The 21,363-nt window shown below is 68.6% G+C and carries 18 protein-coding genes; 9 read left to right on the forward strand and 9 right to left on the reverse strand.

What is annotated here, in order from left to right:
- Positions 1–27: 27 nt before the first annotated feature.
- The 5 genes from ACSFA0_RS03905 to ACSFA0_RS03925 form a co-directional block, all read right to left on the reverse strand.
- Positions 28–918, reverse strand: coding sequence for an MBL fold metallo-hydrolase (locus ACSFA0_RS03905; RefSeq protein WP_435448917.1), 891 nt, complete (start codon positions 916–918; stop codon positions 28–30).
- A gap of 20 nt (positions 919–938) precedes the next feature.
- Positions 939–2,636, reverse strand: coding sequence for an AMP-binding protein (locus tag ACSFA0_RS03910; protein ID WP_435448918.1), 1,698 nt, complete (start codon positions 2,634–2,636; stop codon positions 939–941).
- Between the two features lie 104 nt (positions 2,637–2,740).
- Complete coding sequence (locus ACSFA0_RS03915) at positions 2,741–3,433, reverse strand: thioredoxin family protein (RefSeq protein WP_435448919.1); 693 nt, start codon at positions 3,431–3,433, stop codon at positions 2,741–2,743.
- A gap of 111 nt (positions 3,434–3,544) precedes the next feature.
- A complete protein-coding gene (locus ACSFA0_RS03920) occupies positions 3,545–5,722 on the reverse strand; it encodes a protein-disulfide reductase DsbD family protein (protein WP_435448920.1) in 2,178 nt (725 codons plus the stop codon).
- 48 nt (positions 5,723–5,770) lie between these two features.
- On the reverse strand, positions 5,771–6,520 hold the full coding sequence (locus tag ACSFA0_RS03925) for an alanyl-tRNA editing protein (RefSeq protein WP_435448921.1): 750 nt from the start codon (positions 6,518–6,520) through the stop codon (positions 5,771–5,773).
- 131 nt (positions 6,521–6,651) lie between these two features.
- On the opposite strand from ACSFA0_RS03925, the gene ACSFA0_RS03930 reads away from it, so the two are divergent.
- Positions 6,652–7,995, forward strand: coding sequence for a PQQ-dependent sugar dehydrogenase (locus ACSFA0_RS03930; RefSeq protein WP_435448922.1), 1,344 nt, complete (start codon positions 6,652–6,654; stop codon positions 7,993–7,995).
- Positions 7,996–8,018: 23 nt separating this feature from the next.
- On the opposite strand, the gene ACSFA0_RS03935 is transcribed toward ACSFA0_RS03930, so the two are convergent.
- Positions 8,019–9,029, reverse strand: a complete 1,011-nt coding sequence (locus ACSFA0_RS03935) for a zinc-binding alcohol dehydrogenase family protein (RefSeq protein ID WP_435448923.1) — start codon at positions 9,027–9,029, stop codon at positions 8,019–8,021.
- An 83-nt stretch (positions 9,030–9,112) separates the two neighbouring features.
- Between ACSFA0_RS03935 and ACSFA0_RS03940 the strand changes: the two genes are divergently transcribed.
- The 3 genes from ACSFA0_RS03940 to ACSFA0_RS03950 are packed head-to-tail and all read left to right on the forward strand — an operon-like array spanning position 9,113 to position 11,404.
- Complete coding sequence (locus ACSFA0_RS03940) at positions 9,113–10,042, forward strand: LysR family transcriptional regulator (protein ID WP_435448924.1); 930 nt, start codon at positions 9,113–9,115, stop codon at positions 10,040–10,042.
- Positions 10,039–10,560, forward strand: a complete 522-nt coding sequence (locus ACSFA0_RS03945; protein ID WP_435448925.1) for an SET domain-containing protein — start codon at positions 10,039–10,041, stop codon at positions 10,558–10,560. Before ACSFA0_RS03940 ends, ACSFA0_RS03945 begins: the two co-directional genes overlap by 4 nt.
- 10 nt (positions 10,561–10,570) lie before the next feature.
- Positions 10,571–11,404: a creatininase family protein gene (locus ACSFA0_RS03950; RefSeq protein ID WP_435448926.1), complete on the forward strand. Its 834-nt coding sequence runs from the start codon at positions 10,571–10,573 to the stop codon at positions 11,402–11,404.
- Between the two features lie 4 nt (positions 11,405–11,408).
- Here the strand turns inward: ACSFA0_RS03950 and ACSFA0_RS03955 are convergent, their stop codons facing one another.
- A complete protein-coding gene (locus ACSFA0_RS03955) occupies positions 11,409–12,038 on the reverse strand; it encodes a YbhB/YbcL family Raf kinase inhibitor-like protein (RefSeq protein ID WP_435448927.1) in 630 nt (209 codons plus the stop codon).
- A gap of 119 nt (positions 12,039–12,157) precedes the next feature.
- Between ACSFA0_RS03955 and ACSFA0_RS03960 the strand changes: the two genes are divergently transcribed.
- The 4 genes from ACSFA0_RS03960 to ACSFA0_RS03975 all read left to right on the forward strand — a co-directional run bounded on the left by ACSFA0_RS03960 (position 12,158) and on the right by ACSFA0_RS03975 (position 16,113).
- Positions 12,158–13,690: an ATPase domain-containing protein gene (locus ACSFA0_RS03960; protein WP_435448928.1), complete on the forward strand. Its 1,533-nt coding sequence runs from the start codon at positions 12,158–12,160 to the stop codon at positions 13,688–13,690.
- 1 nt (position 13,691) lies between these two features.
- The gene (locus tag ACSFA0_RS03965; protein ID WP_435448929.1) at positions 13,692–15,368 is read left to right on the forward strand and encodes a response regulator; all 1,677 of its coding nucleotides are present in this window, start codon (positions 13,692–13,694) and stop codon (positions 15,366–15,368) included.
- 61 nt (positions 15,369–15,429) lie between these two features.
- On the forward strand, positions 15,430–15,675 hold the full coding sequence (locus ACSFA0_RS03970) for a GlsB/YeaQ/YmgE family stress response membrane protein (protein WP_435448930.1): 246 nt from the start codon (positions 15,430–15,432) through the stop codon (positions 15,673–15,675).
- A gap of 111 nt (positions 15,676–15,786) precedes the next feature.
- Positions 15,787–16,113, forward strand: coding sequence for a hypothetical protein (locus ACSFA0_RS03975; RefSeq protein WP_435448931.1), 327 nt, complete (start codon positions 15,787–15,789; stop codon positions 16,111–16,113).
- Positions 16,114–16,123: 10 nt separating this feature from the next.
- Here ACSFA0_RS03975 and ACSFA0_RS03980 read toward each other — a convergent pair whose 3' ends face one another.
- Complete coding sequence (locus ACSFA0_RS03980; RefSeq protein ID WP_435448932.1) at positions 16,124–16,798, reverse strand: histidine phosphatase family protein; 675 nt, start codon at positions 16,796–16,798, stop codon at positions 16,124–16,126.
- A 253-nt stretch (positions 16,799–17,051) separates the two neighbouring features.
- Here ACSFA0_RS03980 and ACSFA0_RS03985 point away from each other — a divergent pair, with 253 nt between their 5' ends.
- On the forward strand, positions 17,052–20,426 hold the full coding sequence (locus ACSFA0_RS03985; RefSeq protein ID WP_435448933.1) for an autotransporter outer membrane beta-barrel domain-containing protein: 3,375 nt from the start codon (positions 17,052–17,054) through the stop codon (positions 20,424–20,426).
- A gap of 75 nt (positions 20,427–20,501) precedes the next feature.
- On the opposite strand, the gene ACSFA0_RS03990 is transcribed toward ACSFA0_RS03985, so the two are convergent.
- Positions 20,502–21,308 carry an IclR family transcriptional regulator gene (locus ACSFA0_RS03990; RefSeq protein ID WP_435448934.1) on the reverse strand — a complete coding sequence of 269 codons (807 nt, stop codon included), beginning with the start codon at positions 21,306–21,308 and terminating at the stop codon, positions 20,502–20,504.
- Positions 21,309–21,363: the final 55 nt, after the last annotated feature.

Raw genomic sequence — 21,363 nt, forward strand, 5'->3', positions numbered from 1 at the left:
CGACTTTCCCACCGACGGTTAATGCGGTCAGCTGTTGAGAATGCCGCGGGCCGATCGCGCTGCGGCGCCGGAGCGCACCAGCTCATTCAGCACATCTTCTGCAAACACCGAGAATTCCCAGCCTGGGAAAAAACGGGAATGGATGGTCCGTAGGTAGGGCGTTCTGTCTCGCCAGGCGTGCCATTCGATCTCGGGAAGGTGCTGCGCTTCGAGGAGCTTGAACTTGATCAGGACCTTGAAGGCATATCGGGCGTGCCTGGTCGGGTCCGACATCAGGCCCTCCAGGCGCCGTCGGGCGCGGCCAAGGGCCGCGGGGGTGTCGCTGAAAACGCTGCCATGTCCAGGAATCACCGACGTCGGGCGCAGAGCGGCTATCAGGTCGAGCGTCGCACCGACGTCGTCGAAAGAGGTCTCTCCCACAAGCTCGGGGAAGACCACTCCGAATCCGTTTTCCCAGAGTGCATCTGCGGATATCAATGTGCGGCTGCGTGGCTCGAACAGCAAAACGGCGTGGGGGTCATGCCCCGGTGCGCCGTGGATCTCCCAGTCGTTCCTCCCAAGGCGCCGCAGCTGCCCGGAGAGAAGGACACCGCTGGCGAGAAAGCGAGGGCATTGCTGCCCCGTGTCCCGAAAACTGAGAGCCGATTCATCCCAGCGCGCTACCGCGTCGAAATCGGCGGGCGGGATGTCCGTCGGCAGCGAGGCATAGCGCTGCTGCAAGGCCGCATTGCCACCGCAGTGATCGCTGTGCAGATGCGTGTTGACCAGGCGTGCAAGCGGCCGTCCGCCGAGCGCCTCTTCGACGAGGGCCACTGTCTGAGCCGCGTGGGTGACGTAGCCGCTGTCCACCAGCGCCGGCTCCTCGCCATCGAGCAGCACGTTGTTGGACGACAACCAGCCGCGTTCGAAAACAGTCACGCCGTCAGGGAGCCGCGGCTTCACGGGCCGCCCGCTGGCCGATCCACGCGGAGCTGCCGCCGCAGGATCTTCCCCACATTGCTCTTGGGCAATGCATCTCGAAACTCGATGCTGCGCGGCCGCTTGTAGCCCGTCAGCGCCTGGGCGCAATAGCGCAGGACGTCGTCCTCCGTCAGCGCCGGATCCTTGCGGACCACGAAGACCTTGATCGCTTCGCCCTGCTTCTCATCGGGCACGCCCACTGCGGCGCATTCGAGAACACCCGGGCACAGCGAGATCACGTTCTCGAGTTCGTTGGGAAAGACGTTGAACCCACTCACCAGAATCATGTCCTTCTTGCGGTCCACGATACGGCTGTAACCATCGGCCTGCATGACTGCAATGTCACCTGTGCGCATGAAGCCGTCGGCGGTGAAGGCGGCAGCGGTCTCCGCGGGTTGCTTGTAATAGCCGGCCATGACATTGGGGCCCTTGATGCACAGCTCCCCAGCTTGGCCTTCCGGCAGCGTATGGCCTTCGTCGTCCTTGATCGCGATCTCGATGCCCGGCAGCGGCAGACCGATGTTGCCGGTGAAGTGTGTGTTGCAGACGGGGTTGTTGGTCCCGATCGCGCAGGTTTCGCTCATGCCCCAGCCTTCGATCATCGGGCAGCCGGTGACCTCGAACCAGCGCTGTGCCGTCCCCTCGGAAGCGGCCATGCCGCCGGCTTGGGACACGAACAGCGTCGAGAAATCGAGCTTGCCGAACTCGGGGTGCATCAGCAGCGCATTGAAGAGCGTGTTCACCGCCGGCAGCATGTGGAACGGTCGCTTCTTCAGGACGGCGACGAACTTGTCGAAGTCGCGGGGGTTCGGAATCAGGGTGAGGTGGGAGCCCTGTCGGATCGCCAGCAGACAGAGTGTGAGTGCAAAGATGTGATACAGCGGAAGCGCAGCGATGCTGTTGACCTTGCCGAGATCGCCCACGCGTTGGAGCGCCGGCGTGAACCAGGCCTCGGCCTGCAATGTGGCGGCGACGATGTTCCGGTGCGTCAGCACCGCGCCTTTCGACAGACCCGTGGTTCCGCCCGTGTACTGGAGGAATGCGATGCTGTCGAGCGTGCTGGTGTCGGGGCCCAGCGTGCGACCCGCGCCAACGGCCAGCGCCTGCGTGAACGGCGTCACGGTCCGACCGTCGAGCGGAAGCTTGTACGGCGGCACCATGCGCGCGAGGTGGCGCACGGCGAGCGTGATCCAGGTGCCATACAGGCCGCCCAGAAGATCGCCCATCGCCGTCACGACCACATGCTGCAACGGCGTTCGACCGATCACCTGCTGCAGCGTGGCTGCAAAGTTTTCGAGGATGACGATCACCGTCGCGCCCGAGTCCTTCAGTTGGTGCTCGAGCTCTCTCGCCGTGTAGAGCGGATTCACGTTGACGCAGGTGTAGCCGGCGCGCAGCACCGCGCACATGGTGGCGGCGAACTGCGGGATGTTCGGCAGCATGATCGCCACCCGTGCCCCGGGCTCGAGGCCGAGGGACTGCAGCCAGGCGCCCAGCGCCTTCGACTGCCGGTCCAGCTCCGCATACGTTGTCCAGCGTTCCATGCACACCGAGAACGGCCGTTCGGCATGGCGCTGGAACGATTCGTCGAACATCTGTCCGAGCGACCGGTACTGTTCGGGGTGGACCTCGTGCGGCACGCCGGCCGGATAGCTCTTCAACACAGAGGGTTGCATGGGGGCTCCTTTGCAGCCCATTGTGCGAGGCGCCGTACCGATGACACCCCGGGGCTTGCCCCAAGCCCGCTGCGACCGTACGCCGCTCGCCGGCGCCCGGCGCGTCAGGACTTGTACTTGATCGAGCAGCCGTACGGCCGGGTCGCGGCCGTGCTGATCGGCTTGCCACCGAAGGCCTCGCCCAACGCCTGGTTCACGTAGTTGGTCGCGGTCTTGATGTCGTCCGGGCGAGACGAGGGAATGCTGTCGATGCCGCCCGCGTACACGAGCGTGCCCTTGGGGTCGATGATGAAGAGGTGCGGCGTGGTCCGTGCGCCGTAGGCCTGGCCGATGGCGCCGTCCTCGTCCATCAGCACGGCGGTCGGCGCGGCCGACTGCTTCTTCATCCAGCCGTCGAGCGCAGCCGGCTGCAGGTAGTCGCTGGCGGCGCGCTCGGTGGAGTTGATGGCCAGCCAGACCACACCTTTGGCCGTCGCGGCCTTCTGCGTGGCCGGCATGTTGCCGCTGTCGTAGTGCTTGCGCACGAAGGGGCAGCCGGGGTTGGTCCATTCCAGCACGACGTACTTGCCGGCGAAATCGGAAAGCTTGTGCTGTGCACCGCGCGTGTCCACGGCGACGAAGTCGGGGGCCTTCTGGCCGACGGCGGGCGCGGCGTGTGCCGGTGCGCCGATGAGCAGCGAGCTGCCCAGCGCGACTGCGGCCGCCATCACGGCGCGGCGGGAGGCGCGGCTGAGGGCTGCACCCGCATCCCGGGCGGCACGGGCGGAACGCGAAGCGGACGACGACAAGGATGGCATGGTCTGCAGACTCCTGAGAAAAAATCGAATGACGGCCGCAGCTTAGGCCGATTCCCTCATCTGCCGATGACAAGCCGTAGTGCCGTCATGGACATCGCGCGGCGGGGCTTTTCAAAGCCGGGCGAGCGCCGCCTTGAGGTCGCTCTTGCTCAGGATCTCGGTCAGCACCACCGGCGCCTTGCCCGGCGCCTGCAGCACATAGACCGGCACGCCGCTGCGGCCCAGCGCGTTCAGCGCGGCGGTGATCGCCGGGTCCTGCCGCGTCCAGTCCGCACGCAAGGTCGCAACCTGACGCGCGTCGAAATCGGCCAGCAGGTCGGCGTCGCTCAGCGTGGCCTTCTTGTTGTACTGGCAGGTGACGCACCAGGCGGCGGTGAAGTCGATGAACACCGGCCGTCCGGCCGCCTGCAGTTCGGCCACGCGCGCGGCCGACCAGGGCTGCCAGCGCGCACCGCTCGCCGCCACCGCCGGCTCGACCGGCCGCACGATGTTGCCGCCGATCGCCGCAGCCACTGCGGCGGTGCCGGCCAGCAGCACGCTGGCGAGGACGACGCGGGTCCGGCCCCGCAGCGTGAACGACCACACCACCGCCGCCAGGCACACCAGCAGGCCGAGCAGCGCGCCGGCGCCGTCGATCCCGCTCTGCTGGCCCAGCACCCAGACCAGCCACGCAACGGTGGCGAACATCGGGAACGCGAGCACGCGGCGCAACGTGTCCATCCAGGCGCCCGGCTTGGGCAGCAGGCGCGCGACCGCCGGCACGAAGCCCGCCACCAGATAGGGCAGCGCCAGCCCGAAGCCCAGGACCGCGAACAGCATCAACGCCTGCGCCGCCGGCAGCCCGATCGCGAAACCGAGCGATGCGCCCATGAACGGCGCGGTGCAGGGCGAAGCGATGACCACCGCCAGCACGCCGGAGAGAAAGTCGTTCGCCACCGGATGCTTCACCTGCGCGGCGCACAGCGAGCGCGGCACCAGCAGGCCGAACTCGAACATGCCGGCCAAGTTGAGGCCGACGAGCGTGAACAGCGCCGCCAGCCCCGCGACGACCGCCGGCGACTGCAACTGGAAGCCCCAGCCCAGCTGTTCGCCGGCTGCGCGCAACGCCAGCATGCCCGCGCCGAGCGCGAGGAACGTGACCATCACGCCGGCCGTGTAGGCCAGCCCGGCGACGCGATGCCCGCGCCGGTCGCCCGCGTGGTTGGCGAAGCCCAGCACCTTGATCGCCAGCACCGGGAACACGCAGGGCATCAGGTTCAGCAGCAGCCCGCCCAGCAAGGCGCCGAGCAGCGCCATCACGAAGCTGCCGGCCGGTTGCGGCAGCGGCGCCGCCGTGTTGGCTTCGAGCGCCGCCTGCAGTGCCGGCGACACCTGCGCCACGGCCGCGGTCGCCGGCCAGCTGCCGGTGACGGGCGCCTCGGCGCGCCAGGCGATCGGGGCGCCGTCACGCCGGTCGGCCTCGGCCAGTGCGAGCACCACCGGCATCGTCGTCGGGCTGGGGCTGCGCTGCTCGGCCAGCGGGATCGTCGCGGTCCAGCTCTCGCCCTGCCAGGCCTGGGTCCAGTCCTTGCCGGAGACGGCGGCGGTGTGGATCACCTCGGCGGTCTCGGGGAAGAACTCGAGCGTCTTGCCGCGCGCGGCCGGCGGCAGGCCGTCGATGCGCACGTTCAGCAAATTGTCGGCCACCGCGATCGCACCGGTCTGCGCGAGCGGCACCGGCTGCGCCGCGAAGGCCGCGTCGAAGTCGGCCTTGTGCAGCGCGGTCGAGCCCTGCGCCGGCAAGGTCAGCGCAAACTCGCCCTCTTCGGGAATGCATTCCTTGCGGCAGACCAGCCACGAGGCCTTCAGCCGGATGTCGATGCCGCCCGCGCCGACCAACGCGGCGGCCGGCCTGAAGTCGGGCGCCATCTTGAGCTGCACCGGCAGCAGCACGGTGTGCTCGTAGCCGTAGTTGGCGAGGTGGCCGATCGGGATCTTCTTCGGCACCGGCCAGGCGATGTCGCCAGCGACCATCCCGCGTGGCAGTGTCCACGTCAGCTCGGTCGGCAGGCCCGAGTCGCCAGCGTTCTTCCAGTAGGTGTGCCACTCGGGCTGGTGCGTGATCTGCAGGCCGACCCAGACGGGGGCGACCGGCGCTACGCCGTCCGGCGCGTATGCGATCAGTTCGGCCCGCACGTGCGGCGTGGTGACGACCGGCGAAGCCTTCGACTGCAACTGGGCGGCGGCCGGCAGTACGGCCGCCAGAGCGAGCGCGGCGACGGAGAGTCGGGAGAAGAGAGAGCGAAGCATGCCGGCAGTCGGAGCAGGAGTCGGTGGGAAGGTTCCTGGTGGCGCCGCTCAGGCCGCCCAGCCCAGCACCACGCGCCGGCTGTTCGCGCTCTTTTTCTCGATCTTGGTCACGACCACCGCGCCGATCTCCGACGTGTTCGCCACGTGCGTGCCGCCGCAGGGCTGGAAGTCGATCTGCGCGTCGGCCTCGGCGCCGATGCGGATGGTGCGCACCGTGCCCGTGCCGCGCGGCGGCTGCACGCTCATGCTCTTGACGAGTGACGGGTTGGCGTCCAGCTCGGCGTCGGAGATCGCGCCGACCGCCAGCGGATGTGCCGCGCCGACCAGCCGCGCCAGGCCAGCCGTGAGCGCGTCCTTGTCCAGCGGGTCGGTCATGTGGAAGTCGAGCCGCGCGTAGTCCGGCGTGATCGAGCAGCCGTTCACCGGCTGCGCCACCAGGTGGCAGAGCAGGTGCGTGGCGGTGTGGAATCGCATCAGGCGGTGGCGGCGCTCCCAGTCGATGCGGGCCGTCACCGCGTCGCCCGGCGTCAGCGTGGCGAGCAGCGCCTCCTGGCCGGGCGCCGGCACGTGGAGGATCTCGTCGGTCGGCCGGCCCTCGGCGTCCTTCGCCTTGCGCGTGTCGGCGATCGCCAGCGTGCGCCCATCGGCCAGCGCCAAAGTGCCCGCGTCGCCGGCCTGTCCACCGCCCAGCGGGTAGAACACCGTGCGGTCGAGCACGACGCCTGCCGCGTCGAGACGCACGATGCGCGATGCGCATTCCTGCAGGTAGGCATCGGCGCGGAACAGGTCTTCGGTCATGGGTCGATGGTAGCGGCGCCTCGGGCTTCGAGCCGGACCACGCCCGAAAGCGCCCACAGCCGACAGTCGGCGAAAAGACTGTCACCCACCATCCGGCTCAACGAACCGCACCTCAAGCTCAAGGAGACCTCATGAACCGCTGGACCCGCCTTTGTCTCATTCCCGTGGCCGCCGCCGCCATCGTCGCCTGCGGCGAGACGGCGCGCCTGCCCTTCGAGGCCGGCGTCGGCCCGACACCGCAACTGCCCGCGCCCAACAAGACCTTCATCCCGACCGTGAAGGTGTCTGAGGCCGTCGGCTGGACCGACACCGCAGGCCCGACGGCGCCGGCGGGCTTCAAGGTCACGGCCCTGGCCCGCCAACTCGACCACCCGCGCTGGGTCTACACCTTGCCCAACGGCGACGTGCTGGTGGCCGAGAGCAACAAGCCGCCCAAGGAGCCCGGCGCGCCCGAGGCGAAAAAGGGCCCGATCGGCAAGATCAAGGACTTCGTGCAGGGCAAGGTCATGGCGCGCGCTGGCGCCGAGGTGCCCAGCGCCAACCGCATCAGCCTGCTGCGCGACGCCGATGGCGATGGCGTAGCCGAGACGCGCAACGTCTTCATCCAGGGCCTGCAGTCGCCCTTCGGCATGGTGCTGGTGGGCAACGAACTCTTCATCGCCAACGCCAACGCGCTGGTAAAGCTGCCTTACACCGAGGGCCAGACCGCGGCCGCCGGCGCGCCGGTGAAGGTGACCGACCTGCCGGCCGGCATCAACCACCACTGGACCAAGAACGTCATCGCCAGCGAGGACGGCAGCAAGCTCTACGTGACGGTCGGCTCCAACAGCAACGTCGGCGAGAACGGGATGGAGGCCGAAGAGGGCCGCGCCGCCATCTGGGAGGTGGACACGAAGAGCGGCGAGAAGCGCCTGTTCGCGACCGGTCTGCGCAACCCCAACGGCATGGGCTGGGAGCCCGAGACCAAGACGCTGTGGACCGTGGTGAACGAGCGCGACGAGATCGGCAGCGACCTGGTGCCCGACTACCTGACCTCGGTGAAGGACGGCGCCTTCTACGGCTGGCCCTGGAGCTACTTCGGCGGCAACGTCGACATCCGCGTGCAGCCGCAGCAGCCTGACAAGGTGGCGAAGGCCATCGCGCCGGACTATGCGCTCGGTACCCACGTGGCGCCCCTGGGCCTGGCCTTCTCGAGCCCGCGCGGCATGCCGGCGGAGTACGCGACTGGCGCTTTCATTGGCGAGCACGGCTCGTGGAACCGCCAGCCGCAGTCGGGCTACAAGGTCGTCTTCGTGCCCTTCATCGGCGGGAAGCCGACCGGCCAGCCGAAGGACTTTCTCACCGGCTTCCTGAATGCCGAAGGCAAGGCGCAGGGCCGGCCGGTGGGCGTGGCGCTCGACAAGGCCGGTGCGCTGCTGGTGGCCGACGATGTGGGCAACACCGTCTGGCGGGTCGCGAGGGCACCGGGCAGCTGATCGACCGGTATACGGGGTGGGGCTCAGAAGCCCTGCAGCACCACCTTGCCCTGCGCCTTGCCGCTCTCGATGAGCGCGTGCGCGCGGCGCAGATTGGCGGCGTTGATGGTGCCGAAGCTCGCGTTCGCGGTGGTGCGGATGCGGCCGGCGTCCACCAGCGACGCGACCGCTGACAGCAGATTGCCCTGCTCGGTCATGTCGGGCGTTTCGAAGCGCGAGCGCACGAACATCAGTTCCCAGTGCAGCGACAGGCTCTTGCCCTTGAGCGGCATCGCGTCGAGCACCGCCATGTCGTCGATCACGCCGATCTTCCCTTGTGGCTTGAGGCTCTCGATGATCTGCGCGTAGTGCTGCTGCGTCTGCGTGAGGCTGGCGACCATGTCGACTTCGCCGATGCCTGCAGCCTTGAGCTCTGCGGCCAGCGGCTTCGAATGGTCGATCACGGCATGCGCCCCGAGGTCGAGGCACCACTGGCGCGTCTCCGCGCGCGAGGCCGTGGCGACCACGCGCAGTTGCGTCAACTGGCGCGCGAGCTGGATCAGGATCGAGCCCACCCCGCCCGCGCCGCCGGTGATCAGCAGCGTCTGCCCGGCGCCGCCGCCCTGCGGCACGCCGAGGCGGTCGAACAGCAGTTCCCAGGCGGTGATGGTGGTCAGCGGCAGCGCGGCGGCCTGGGCGTCGTCGAGGGTGGAGGGTGCGCGCGCCACGATGCGTTCGTCGACCACGTGCAGCTCGGCGTTGGCGCCGGGGCGGATGATCGAACCGGCGTAGTACACGCGGTCGCCCACCCGGAAGCCCTTGACATGCGCGCCGACGGCTTCGACCGTGCCTACTGCGTCCCAGCCCAGCACCTTCGCCTGGCCGGCTTCCGGCGCGGCGTTGCGGCGCACCTTGGTGTCGACCGGGTTGACCGAAATGGCGGACACGCGCACCAGCAGGTCGCGCGGACCGGCCACGGGCTCGGGCAGGGTCAGGTCCTGCAGAGACGCAGGGTCGTCGATGGGAAGCGGGGCGTAATAACCGATGGCCTTCATGGCGAGTCTTTCAATGAACGATGCCTCACTGTATTTGCCCTCTCTTCGTTTGATAAGCTGCCTGAAACCGACATCAGTTTCAAATGAAGATTGAGAATCTGGCCGATCTGCGCGTGCTGGTGCTCACCGCCCAGGGCGGCACGCTCAGCGCCGCCGGCCGGGCGCTCGGCATCACGCCGGCGGCCGCGAGCGCGGCGCTCAAGCGGCTGGAGGCACAACTGGGCGCGCGGCTGTTCGAGCGCTCCACGCGCGCCATGCGCCTCACGCCGCAGGGGCAGACGCTGCTCGACTACGCCATCCGCGCGCTCGACCTGCTGGCCGAGGGCGAATCGCTGGTAACGGCCGAGGGCGGCGCGCTGGTCGGTGCGGTGCGCGTGGCCTCGCCGTCCGATCTCACGCGCAACACGCTGCTGCCGTGGTTCGACGACTTTCTCGACGCGCACCCGGGCGTGCAGCTCGCGCTGTCGGTGGGCGATCGGCCGCTCGACGTGATGCGCGACGAGGTCGACGTCGCCCTGCGCTACGGTCCGCTGGCCGACTCGCGGCTGGTCGCGCGCCAGCTGGCGATGAGCCGACCGCGGCTGTGGGCCTCGCCGGCCTACCTTGCGCGACACGGTGCGCCGCAAAGACCGCAGGATCTGTCGCAACACAACTGTCTGACCTTCCACCGCGGCGGCCGGCGCCAGCGCGTCTGGCGTTTCGGCAAGCAGGGGCAGTGGACGGACGTGCGGGTCGACGGCGACCGCTTCGCCGACGATGCATCGCTCGCGCGCCAGTGGGCGCTGGCCGGCCGCGGCATCACCTTCAAGTCGGAACTCGACGTGCGGCAGGACGAGGCGGCGGGCACGCTGGTGTGCCTGTTGCCCGAGTGGGACACGGAGCCCTACCCGCTGCATGCGCTGCTGCCCAGCGGGCGCTTCGTACCGGCGCGGGTGCGCGCGCTGGTCGATTTTCTGGCGGACCGGTTCGCTGCCATGGGCGTGCGCGAAAATTGCGTGCAAAGCACCCCATGAAAAAGCGCAAGTCTTCGTCCTCCCCTTCAGCCTCGTCCTCGACCCCCTGCATCCGCGTTTCGCAAAGCGGCATCCATGGGCTCGGCGCCTTCGCCACCCGCAACCTGCCGGCCGAAGCCTTCCTCGGCCTCTACGAAGGGCGCCGCTACACGCCCGCGCAGATCGCCGCCAAGGACTGGAACGACCAGCTCACCTACCTGTTCAACCTGTCCAACGACGAAACCATCGACGGTGCCAAAGGCGGCAACGCGACGCGGCACCTCAACCATTCGTGCGACCCCAACTGCGAGGCGGTCGAGGAATACGACGAGGCCGGCGAGCTGGTGCTCAAGTTCCAGACGCTGATGGCGGTCGAGGCCGGCGACGAGCTGTTCATCGACTACGGTCTCACCGCCGACGAGCGCTCGCTGGCCAGCGACTACGTCTGCCACTGCGGGGCTGCCAACTGCCGCGGCACGATGCTCGCGCCGCCCGAGACCGTGCCCGACGATGCCTCCCTGCCCGCAGCCGAGCTCTAAGATCGCGCGCATGACCGCTCCCGTTTCCCCCGCCGCGCCGCGCCGCTTCTGGTCGCAGCTGACGACCCGCGATTTCGCGGCGCTCGACCCGGCGGCCACCGTCGCCGTGCTGCCGCTGGGAGCCACCGAGCAGCACGGGCCGCACTTGCCGCTGGGCGTCGATTCGGTGCTGGTCGACGGCATCGTCGCTGCCACGCTGCCGCTGCTGCCCGCCGAACTGCCTGCACTCTTCCTGCCCAGCCAGCACATCGGCCTGAGCCCCGAGCATGCGAACTTCCCGGGCACGATCACGCTGTCGGCCGAGACGCTGATCCGGCTCTGGCGCGAGATCGGTGCCGGCGTGGCGCGCGCCGGCGTGCGCAAGCTGGTGCTGTTCAACGCGCACGGCGGGCATGTCGGGGCGATGGACATCGTGGCGCGCGAGCTGCGCGCCGCGCACGGGCTGATCGTCTACAGCGTGAGCTGGTTCAACCTGCCGCTGGGCGAGGCGGGCGCGCAGTTCAGCGCCGACGAACACCGCTTCGGCGTGCATGCCGGCGAGATCGAAACCTCGATGATGCTGGCGCTGGCCCCCCATCAGGTCGCGATGGCGGCGGCGCGCGACTTCGGTTCCACGTCCCGCGAACGTGCGCCCGACTACGCGTTGCTCGGCAACGGCCGCAGCGCGAAGCTGGGCTGGGCGATGGAGGATTACAACGCCGACGGCGCCGCCGGCAACGCCGCCGCCGCCACGGCGCCGCGCGGGCAGGCGGTGGTCGATGCAGCCGCCGGTGCGCTGGCGCGGCTGCTGGCCGAGGTGTCGCGCCTGCCGCTCTCGATGCTCGGCACGCCGAACAACGGCTGAGCCGTCAGCCGGCGATCACCGGCCCGGCCGGCACACCTTCGTCGATGCGGATGGAACCGTCGGGCCGCTCGCAGGTGCCGATGAGCAGGCCGCTGGCCATCGCATGTTCGCGCAGCGCATCCACCACCTCGTCGCGCCCCGGCGTCTCCGAGAAGACCGGCACGGCCCGCAGCGCGTAGAGCTGGAATGCGTAGCGGTGCACGCCATGTCCCGGCGGCGGATCCGGCGGCAGCCAGGCCGCCTGCAAGTACGAGTTGCGCCCGACGTGCAGGCCGGCGCCTTCGTTGTCGGCGCTCGGCATCGCGCCCTCGGCCAATGCGCCGTCGCCCGTGGGGAGGCCAACGACGATCGCATGCACCAGCGGGCTAGGCGTCGGCGAATCGGCGTCTTCCACCAGCAGCACCAGCGACGCGGCGTCGGCGGGCACGCCGGTCCATTGCAGCGAAGGCGACAGCCCTTCGCCGTCGGCCGTGTAGCGCGCGGGCAGCGGCGCGTGGTCGGCAAAGGCGAGGCTCGTCAGCGCGAGCGACGCCATGCCCTCGCGAAGGCCCAGCGTGTTGAAGACGATTTCGTCGAGGCCGGCGCGCACGCCGTGCAGCGCATGGCCGATGACATCAGGGAGTTTTTCAAGCATGCCGACGGTATAACGCGCTCTTCTCCGTCAACGTGTAGGACGCTGCAGGACAGCCAAGCGCAGCTCGCGGCTGCAGAATCTGCGCTCACTCTGCGGTCATCCTGACCATTGCCCTGCACATGCCCGACGCGCCGCCCTCCACGACCCCAGATCATCCCGCTCACCACGCGCAGCCCCGTGCGAGGACCGGCATTTCCGGGCTCGACACCGTGCTCGGCGGTGGGCTGCCCCGCGGCCATCTGTACCTGGTGGAAGGCACGCCGGGGGCCGGCAAGACGACGCTCGGACTGCAGTTCCTGCTCGAGGGGCGTGCGCTGGGCGAGAAGGGGCTCTATGTCACCTTGTCCGAGACGGCCACCGAGCTCGGCATCGTGGCGCAGTCGCACGGCTGGATGCTCGACGGCATCGAGGTGTACGAGCTGGTGAACGAAGAGGGCCTCAGTGCGTCGGCCGAACAGTCGATCCTGTACCCCGCCGAGGTCGAACTGGGCGAGACGACGCGCGACGTGATGGCCGCCGTCACCCGGCTGTCGCCGACGCGTGTGGTGTTCGACAGCCTGTCCGAGATGCGCCTGCTGGCGCAGGACCCGTTGCGTTATCGCCGCCAGATCCTCGCGCTCAAGCATTTCTTCGCATCGCGCGAGTGCACGGTGCTGATGCTCGACGACATCAGTGCGCAGGGCGGCGACCTGCAACTGCACAGCATCGCCCATGGTGTGCTGGGCCTTGACCAGGCCATCGGAGAGTACGGGCCGGTACGGCGGCATCTGCGCATCGTCAAGATGCGGGGCGTGCGCTACCGCGGCGGCGAGCACGATGTTCTTCTCGATACCGGCGGCCTGCAGGTGTACCCACGACTGATCGCCGGCGAGCATCACAGCAGCTTCGAGCCTGCAAACGTCTCCACCGGAACGCATGCCTTCGACCTGTTGCTCGGCGGCGGGCTGGCCCGCGGCAGCAACACGTTGTTCATGGGCCCCTCCGGCGTCGGCAAGACGACGACTGCCATGTCGTCGGTCGTTGCCGCCTTGCGGCGGGGCGAGAAGGCGTCCTACTACCTCTTCGACGAGGGCATGGGCACGTTGCTGCTTCGCTGCCGGGCCCTGGGGCTTGGATTGGACGGATTCATCGACAACGGGCAGCTTGAAATCCGCTCGCTCGATCCGGCCGAGATGTCGCCCGGGCAGTTCTCGAACATGGTCCGGATGGCGGTGCAGGATCGAGGGGCCAGCACGATCGTGATCGACAGCCTGAACGCGTACCTGCAGGCGATGCCAGGCGCCAAGTTTCTGCTGATGCAGATGCACGAACTGCTGAGCTTCCTCAACCAGCAGGGCGTCGTGACGCTGATGGTGCTGGGCCAGCACGGCATCGTCGGCGACGTGCGCAGTGATCTCGACCTGTCGTACCTGTCCGATTCGATCGTGCTGTTCCGCTTCTTCGAGTCGCGCGGCAGCCTCCTCAAGGCGGTGTCGGTGGTCAAGAGCCGCACCAACGAGCATGAACTCAGCATCCGCGAGTTCCGTCTGGGCGAGCAGGGCGTGGAAGTCGGCCCGGCGCTGACGGATTTCGAAGGCATCCTGGGGGGCGTGTCGACTTACCGTGGCGACATCCCGCTCCTGGGTGACGCATCGCTCATCGCCAAGGCCTGAGGTGGAGCGCCGGGTTCTCATCCACGCACCACGGGGGCGTGACGCTTCGGTCGTGCAGCAGGTGCTGCAGGACATCCAGCTGGTGGCGGTCGTCTGCGAATCCGCCGACGCCATGCTCTCCGACCTCGACCGGGGTGCAGCGGCGGCCATCCTGACCGAGGAGTCGCTGGTGCAGGTGCCAGAGGCGCCGCTTCGCGCCTGGCTCATGGCGCAGCCGAGCTGGTCGGACTTTCCCTTCATCGTGCTGGCCTCCCGCGACGCCGGCGGCCGATCGCGACAGGCGCTCGCGTTGCTCCAGACGCTCGGCAATGCCTTTGTGCTGGAGCGCCCGGTGCACACCGAAACGCTCGCGCGCGCCGCCGATGCGGCCGTGCGCGCGCGTCGTCGCCAGTACGCCACCCGGCTGCACCTGCAGCAGCTCGAAGACACCCGCGCCGAGGTCGAGCGCCTCAACACCGAACTCGAAGTGCGCATCGCCTCGCGCACCCGTGAACTGGCTGGCGCCAACGACCGGTTGATGGCCGAGATCGCTGAGCGCGAGCGGGCCCAGGCGGCGCTGATCCAGGTGCAGAAGATGGAGGCGATCGGCCGGCTCACCGGCGGCATCGCGCACGACTTCAACAACCTGCTGCATGTGGTGAACATGAACCTCGACCTGGTCGCACGCGTGGCCAAGGACGAGAAGGTGCTGGGCATCGCCTCGCGCGCCAAGGGCGCGGTGGGGCGGGGCGCCAAGCTCACCGGGCAACTGCTGTCTTTCGCGCGCAACCAGTCGCTGCTGCCGCGCCTGACCGATGTCAACGCACTGCTCGAAGGCATGCGCGAGCTGGTCGGGGTGTCGGTGGGGCCGTCGGTGCAGGTCGAGCTCGCGCTGTGCGCTGAGCCCGCCTGGGCCGTGCTCGATGCCAACCAGCTCGAGATGGCGGTCCTCAATCTGGCGGTGAACGCCCGTGACGCCATGCCCGGCGGCGGCGTCCTCTCGATTGCCACCCGGCTGTGCGGCGGTGTCGGCGAACTGCTGCCCGGCGACTATGTCGCTGTGTCGATTCGCGACGACGGCGTGGGCATTCCGGCGCACCTGCTCACCAAGGTGTTCGACCCCTTCTTCACGACCAAGGCGGTCGGCAGCGGTACCGGCCTGGGGCTGAGCCAGGTCTACGGCTTCGCGCGCCAGTCGGGTGGGCTCGCCACGTTGCGCAGCGAGGAAGGCCACGGCACGCAGGTCGAGATGGTGTTTCCCGCGTCGCGCGAGCGAGAGACCGCGGGCTGCGCGGCAGCCCCCGCCGAACCGCAAGACCAGGCATCGCGCCGCCAGCGGGTACTGGTGATCGAGGACGACGCCGAGGTCCGCCGCGCGATCGTCGAGAGCCTGTCGATGCTCGGCTACGTGGTGAGCGAAGCCGCCGATGGTGCGGCTGGCCTGAGCGCGTTGAGCGCGGCACCGCAGGATCTGCTGGTGGTCGACTACGCCATGCCCGGGCTCAACGGCGCCGAGGTCATTGCCCGGGCGCGCGAAATGGTCGGCGACATCCCCGTCATTCTGGCGACCGGCTATGCCGACATGGCCGAGGTCGGACGGGTGCTCGGCACCCAGTCGATCCTCATCAAGCCCTTCGACATCTCGACGCTGGCGAGCGCCGTCGCAAAGGCGCTGCCGCAGCCCGCCCCGATATCATGAGCCGGCGGCCCGGCCATCACTTTTTTCACTCCGCCCACCGCTTCACTTCAAGGGAATCACCATGAGCATCGTCTGGACCATTCTGATCGGCTTCGTCGCAGGCCTCGTTGCGCGTGCGCTCAAGCCGGGCAACGACTCGGCCGGCTTCATCGTCACCACGCTGATCGGCATCGCCGGCTCGTTGATCGCCACCTACCTGGGCCAGGCGATGGGCTGGTACACGGCGGGGCAGGGCGCAGGCTTCATCGCGTCGGTCGTCGGCGCGATCGTGCTGTTGTTCATCTGGGGCATGCTCAAGAGGAAGTAGCCCACCCCCGAAGCGCCTGCGGCGCCTCCCCCTCAAGGGGGCGATACCAGCGGCCCGGCGAAGCCGGTTCCGCGGTATCCCTGGCTCATGCGGGGCCTATCGGATCGCTGAATGGCACGGCGCCCGCACTACCACGTCTATGTCGTCGCCCTCGACGATCAGGTGTGGAATGCCGCGCGCTTCCGCCGGGCCAACCCTGGCTATGTGCTGGGCAAGCCCTTCGTCTATGTCGGCATGACCGGGCTCGATCCGGACATGCGCTTCGACAAGCACAAGGCCGGGCTGCAGGCCAATCGCTTCGTGACCGACCACGGGCTGCATCTGCTGCCGGCGCTCTACGAACGCTACAACCCCATGCGTTACGACGAGGCGAGATCGATGGAAGTCGAGCTCGGCATTCGCCTGCGTTCGCTCGGTTACGGGGTCTGGCAGGCGTAGCGGCGGCGCGTCACGCGTAGCTGACCATCTCTTCGTAATCCGGCCCGTCGAGGTGCGGCAGGGTGTTGAAGGTCAGCAGCATGTGCCGCTTGGGCGTGAACACAAACTCCGTCACGGCTGTGTTGCGGATGCGCATGTTCAGCTCGATCGTCGTCTCTGGGCGGGTGCCCAGCACATGCCCGACCGCGGTGCTGATCGGCCCGCCGCTCGACACCACCAGCACCTTCGCGCCATGGTGCTCGGCGCGCACGTGGTCGAGCGCCGTCGTCACCCCGGCCAGGAAATCCACATAGCTCGGCATGCCGACCGGGGCGGTGCGGCCCTGCATCCAGGCGCCGAGGCCGTCGCGCAGCAGTCGAAAGTGGTGGCGGTAGAGCTCGGGCGTGTCGGGCTTCTGCAGCTTTTCGGGGTGAATGGTGGCGATCACCGCCTCGCTGTCGTACTCGTTGAGCCCTGGCCAGGGCAGCACGTCGTGGGTGTCCAGGCCGAGCCCCTCGGCAATGCCTTCCCAGGTCTGCCGGTGCCGCTTCAGCGTGCCGGTGATCACCGCGTCGAAACGCATGCCGCGCTCCCGCCAATAGTGGCCCAGCCGCACGGCCTGGCGCCGGCCCAGTGCACTCAATTGGTCGTAATCGTCGGCACCGAAGCTGGCCTGCCCATGGCGCACGAGGTAGAGATGTCCCATGCGGCGATTGTGGCCAGAACGTTCGCCTGCCACGTCACGGCGGCGACCGCTGCTATCGCTTCGGGAGCAAGCGCTCGCAGGAGGTCTGTGACCTTGGTGCGACATTGTCGTGACAAATGTCACGCGATGGTGCGCAGAAGCACCTTCGATACGAGGACCAAAGTATTAACTATGAAAGAATTGAACACTTTCGTATAACAGTGTTCCTTCGGTTCTGCACCGTCATGGGGCGCGCTTCAAAGAAGAGTCTACCGTGAACAAGTCTTATCGCAGTGTTTGGAACCGCGCCCTCGGCGCCTGGGTCGCCGTGTCCGAAGTCGACCGTGCACGCAGCGGCCGGGGTGCCTCCGTCGTGGTGCTGGCTGCGGCCCTGCTGAGCGCCGGCGGCGCTGCCGTCGCGCAGCCTGTCTATGCCGATGGCGATAACAACACCAACCCCCTGACCCTGGCGCCGGGGAATACCAGCCTGAACGTGGCCACCGGCGTGGCGACGCAGTCGGGGGTCATCGACGGCATCGGCGGGGGCTTTACCAAGACCGGTGACGGTCTGCTGATTCTCGGCAACCGCCTGTCGTTGACCGACCCGGAGATCGTGAATACCTACACCGGCAGCACCACGCTGGAGCGCGGTGCGCTGGAAGTGACCTCCGGCGGTTCGCTCGGCACAGGCACATTGACGATCACTGGCGGCACCCTGCGCGGTGGCGTCACGCTGAACAACGCCGTGGTGGTCAATGGCGACTTCACCGTCGATCCGCTCGACACGATGGCCAACTCGCCCAACCCGGCCTTGAACTCCCAGCCGCCTTCGCGCGAATACGGCCTCACTCTCGCCGGCCCGGTCACCCTGAACACCGACGCGACCATCGGTTTCGGCGGCCCGTCCTCCGTGGCTTACCTGCTGCGCATCGGCGGTGTCATGTCGGGCAACCACAGCGTGATCTTCGAGGCGCCGACCAACCCGAACTACTGGGGTGATGTCGACTTCGTCGGCAGCCAGTCGAACACGTACAGCGGCCTCACGACGTTGCGCGGCAACCTGGTGATGGGCCTGTTGCGCACCGGTGGCGCCACGTCCATCGCCGGCGACCTGACCGTGGAAAACAGCGCGACCGCCGCCATCGGCGTGAGCGAGCAGATCGCCGACACCTCGATCGTGACGGTGAACAGCACCAGCGGCCCGACCGTGAACGGCGTGCTGCTGCCAGGCCTGGCATTCATCAACCCCAACCTGACCGAAACCGTCGGCACGCTGAACGGCGTCGGCACCATCGGCCTGGGGTCCAGCACGCTGCGCACCGGTGCCGGCGACTTCTCCGGCACGATCTTCGACGGCGGCGTCGCGGGCGGTGACGGCAAGATGGTGAAGTACGGCCCCGGCGTCTTCACGCTGTCGGGCGTCAACACCTATGCCGGTGGCACCACCGTCGAAGGCGGCACGCTGCGCGTCGCCAACAACAGTGCGGTCGGCACCGGCGCCGTCTCGCTGGCCGGCGGTACCACGCTGGCCTACGACAGCACGCGCATGACCCAACTCGCGAACGCCATCACGCTGACCGGCAACGCCGCGCTCGACGTCGCGAGCGGCAACGTGCGCCAGAGCGGCGCCATCGGCGAAAGCGGTGGTCGTCGGTCGTTGACCAAGACCGGCGCCGGCACGCTCGAACTCACGGCCGCCAACACCTACAGCGGCGGCACGGTCGTCCAGGGCGGCGTGCTCGACATGAACGGCGCCAGCGCGCTGGGCAGCGGCGCGGTCCAGGTCGACGCCGGCGCCGGCCTGCGCATGAGCAATGCGGCCACGCTGGCCTCGCAGGCGGTGACCAACCAGGGCAGCGTCGACGTGTCGAACGTCACGGCGGCCACCGCCATCGGCTCGCTCAACGGCAATGGCGACGTGCGTCTCGGCGCCCGCACCCTCACGGTCGGCGGCCTGAACTTGAACGACACCATCAGCGGCGTGATCCAGGACGGCGGCGTCGTCAACGGCACGGGCGGCAACTTCGCGAAGACCGGCACCGGCACGTTGACGCTGACGGGCGCCAACAGCTTCACCGGCAGCACCACCGTGGCCAGCGGCACGCTGCGCACCGGCGACGTCAACACACTGAGCGCGGCCTCGGCGCACACCGTGGCCGCAGGCGCCACGCTCGACCTGGCCGGCGCGAGCCAGACGGTCGCATCGCTCGCCAACAGCGGCACGGTGTCGCTCGTCGGCACGGCGCCCGGCACGCGGCTGACCGTCACCGGCGCCTACGTCGGCAACGGCGGCACGCTGCGCCTGGGCACCGCGCTCGGCGACAGCAACAGCGCGACTGACCGCCTGGTGCTCAACGGCGCGGGCGCCAGCGCCAGCGGACGCACCACGGTGCAGGTGACCAACCTCGGCGGCCTGGGCGCACGCACCACCGGCAACGGCATTGAAGTGGTGAGCGCGCTCAACGGCGCGACGACCACCGCGCAGACCACGAAGAGCGCGTTTGCGCTGGCGGGTGGACATGTGGATGCGGGTGCTTTCGAGTACACGCTGCACGCGGCGGATGCCAATGGAGCCGGCGAGAACTGGTATCTGCGTACGAAGGCGGCTGCTGCTCCAGCATCGCCGGTTCAGCCGATCGAAAATCTACCCGTCAGCGAAACTGTCCCTGAGGTCAACCCCTGCAAGCTGGCAGACTGCCGTGTCGAAGTCCCGCTTTTGGCCGCGCTCCCGCAGCAGTTGCGCCAGGCCGACTGGGCGATGCTCGGCAACCTGCACCAGCGCATGGGCGACGAGCCGGTCGCCGGCGCCGCCAGCGGCGGCACACGCAACGCCTGGGGCCGCGTCATCAGCACCGGGATCGAGGTCAAGCAGCAGGGCGATGCGTCGCCCGACAGCAAGGGCCGCCTCGACGGCTTCCAGGTCGGCACCGACCTGTGGGCCGACGGCAACTGGCATGCCGGCATCTACGTCGGTCAGCTCGATGGCGACATCAGCGTGAACGGCTTCGCCAGTGGTGTGCAGCGCGGTGTTGGCCGCAATGACCTGCGCTCGCGCTACCTCGGTGCTTATGCGACCTGGTACGGGAACAACGGTTTCTACGCCGACGCTGTGCTGCAGGCCGGCGACCATCGCTACACCGCGCAACCGCAAGGCAACCCCTTTGCCTCGGGCAAGGGTGACAGCCAGACCGCGTCCATCGAGATTGGCCAGTCGCTCGCGCTGGGCCAGGGCTGGACCATCGAGCCGCAGCTGCAGCTCATCTACCAGCGCGTGGACCTCGACGACGTGTCGATCTCCGATGGCGGGGTGCGGCAGGACAGCGACAACGGCTGGGTCGCCCGCGCCGGCGTGCGGGTGAAGGGCGCGATGAGCACCTCGCTGGGCGCCCTGCAGCCCTATGGCCGCCTGAACTTGTACCGCGCCTCGAGTGGCACAGACATCACGACCTTCACGTTCCTGGACAGCAAACCCACCGACATCGCCACCCGCACCGGCGGCACCTGGGGCGAAGTGGCCGGCGGCCTGACGCTGGCCCTCAACCCGACCTGGAGCGTCTACGGCGAAGTCGGCCAGATGTTCGCCGTCGGCGGCGACGCGCGCATCAAGAGCGGCGTGCAGGGCTCGGTCGGCGTCAAGGCGCGCTGGTAAGCACGGGGGCGTCAACGGCGGCGGTCGCCGGTCAGGGCTGCCGCCGCCGGACGTCCGTTCGTAAGTTCACGCGTATCAGCGCAAGCCCACCTGCCGATCCGCCATGTTCACCAGTTGCACCAGCGTCGGGCCGATCGTCTCCAGCAGATCGGCAGGCTTGGCGCGATAGCCGGGCACGGCGCAGTTGAAGAGCAAACGCCGCGACCCGTAGCGAATGTTCGAGGCGACACCCACCGCCAGAACCCCGAGCCCCGCGTCGCCCATGTTGATGGCGAAGCCGCGCTTGGCATGGTGGGACAGGCTGTCTTTCAGCCCCTGACTGCTGCGCGCGTATTCGTCCGCTCGCGCCTGCTTCGTGCGTGCAAGGAACCGGTTGCGCTCGACCGCGGTGAGTTGCGCCAGCCAGGCGCGGCCCATGGCCGTCTCCACGATGCCGCGGACAGCGCCGACGCCGGGACGCTTGAGCGTGCCGTGCTCGTGCGCGCAGGTTTCCACGTACACCACGTCCAGGTCCATGGCCACGCCGACCGATACAGCCCCCTCGAATCGATCCGCCGTGGACTGTAGGGCGGGCCGTAGTTGCGCGAGCAGCGGCGTATTGATCACATAGGGGTAGCCCAGGGTGACCGCCGCCGGCCCGATGAAGTAGCGGTCCAGACGATCGTCGTGGTCGAGAAAACCGAGCGCCTGCAGGCTCCGGCAGAGACGGCTGACGGTGGGCCGGGGCAGGCCCAGGCGTTCGGCGAATTCGCTGTTTGCATGGGCCCGCGGGTCGCGCACGAAGCACTGCAGGATCATCAGACCCTTGGCGAGGGTGCCCGAGAAGTCGGGGTCTTGCTCCCGCACGCGTTGCAGATCCTGCTGGTCCTTGAGCTGATGCACGGGTCGGGTGTGTCGCATCGCAAGATTGTCGGCGCATCGTGCCGCAAAGAATCGT

The organism is Variovorax restrictus (genome assembly GCF_051216715.1).
Taxonomy (GTDB): domain Bacteria; phylum Pseudomonadota; class Gammaproteobacteria; order Burkholderiales; family Burkholderiaceae_C; genus Variovorax.

What these genes read in the sequence shown, in the direction of transcription:
- ACSFA0_RS03970 (WP_435448930.1), top strand. Translation starts at nt 15,430, where the DNA reads ATGAGCATCGTCTGGACCATTCTGATCGGCTTCGTCGCAGGCCTCGTT.
- ACSFA0_RS03920 (WP_435448920.1), bottom strand. Translation starts at nt 5,722, where the DNA reads ATGCTTCGCTCTCTCTTCTCCCGACTCTCCGTCGCCGCGCTCGCTCTG.
- ACSFA0_RS03930 (WP_435448922.1), top strand. Translation starts at nt 6,652, where the DNA reads ATGAACCGCTGGACCCGCCTTTGTCTCATTCCCGTGGCCGCCGCCGCC.
- ACSFA0_RS03940 (WP_435448924.1), top strand. Translation starts at nt 9,113, where the DNA reads ATGAAGATTGAGAATCTGGCCGATCTGCGCGTGCTGGTGCTCACCGCC.
- ACSFA0_RS03935 (WP_435448923.1), bottom strand. Translation starts at nt 9,029, where the DNA reads ATGAAGGCCATCGGTTATTACGCCCCGCTTCCCATCGACGACCCTGCG.
- ACSFA0_RS03925 (WP_435448921.1), bottom strand. Translation starts at nt 6,520, where the DNA reads ATGACCGAAGACCTGTTCCGCGCCGATGCCTACCTGCAGGAATGCGCA.
- ACSFA0_RS03960 (WP_435448928.1), top strand. Translation starts at nt 12,158, where the DNA reads ATGCCCGACGCGCCGCCCTCCACGACCCCAGATCATCCCGCTCACCAC.
- ACSFA0_RS03910 (WP_435448918.1), bottom strand. Translation starts at nt 2,636, where the DNA reads ATGCAACCCTCTGTGTTGAAGAGCTATCCGGCCGGCGTGCCGCACGAG.
- ACSFA0_RS03950 (WP_435448926.1), top strand. Translation starts at nt 10,571, where the DNA reads ATGACCGCTCCCGTTTCCCCCGCCGCGCCGCGCCGCTTCTGGTCGCAG.
- ACSFA0_RS03915 (WP_435448919.1), bottom strand. Translation starts at nt 3,433, where the DNA reads ATGCCATCCTTGTCGTCGTCCGCTTCGCGTTCCGCCCGTGCCGCCCGG.
- ACSFA0_RS03945 (WP_435448925.1), top strand. Translation starts at nt 10,039, where the DNA reads ATGAAAAAGCGCAAGTCTTCGTCCTCCCCTTCAGCCTCGTCCTCGACC.
- ACSFA0_RS03955 (WP_435448927.1), bottom strand. Translation starts at nt 12,038, where the DNA reads ATGCTTGAAAAACTCCCTGATGTCATCGGCCATGCGCTGCACGGCGTG.
- ACSFA0_RS03975 (WP_435448931.1), top strand. Translation starts at nt 15,787, where the DNA reads ATGGCACGGCGCCCGCACTACCACGTCTATGTCGTCGCCCTCGACGAT.
- ACSFA0_RS03980 (WP_435448932.1), bottom strand. Translation starts at nt 16,798, where the DNA reads ATGGGACATCTCTACCTCGTGCGCCATGGGCAGGCCAGCTTCGGTGCC.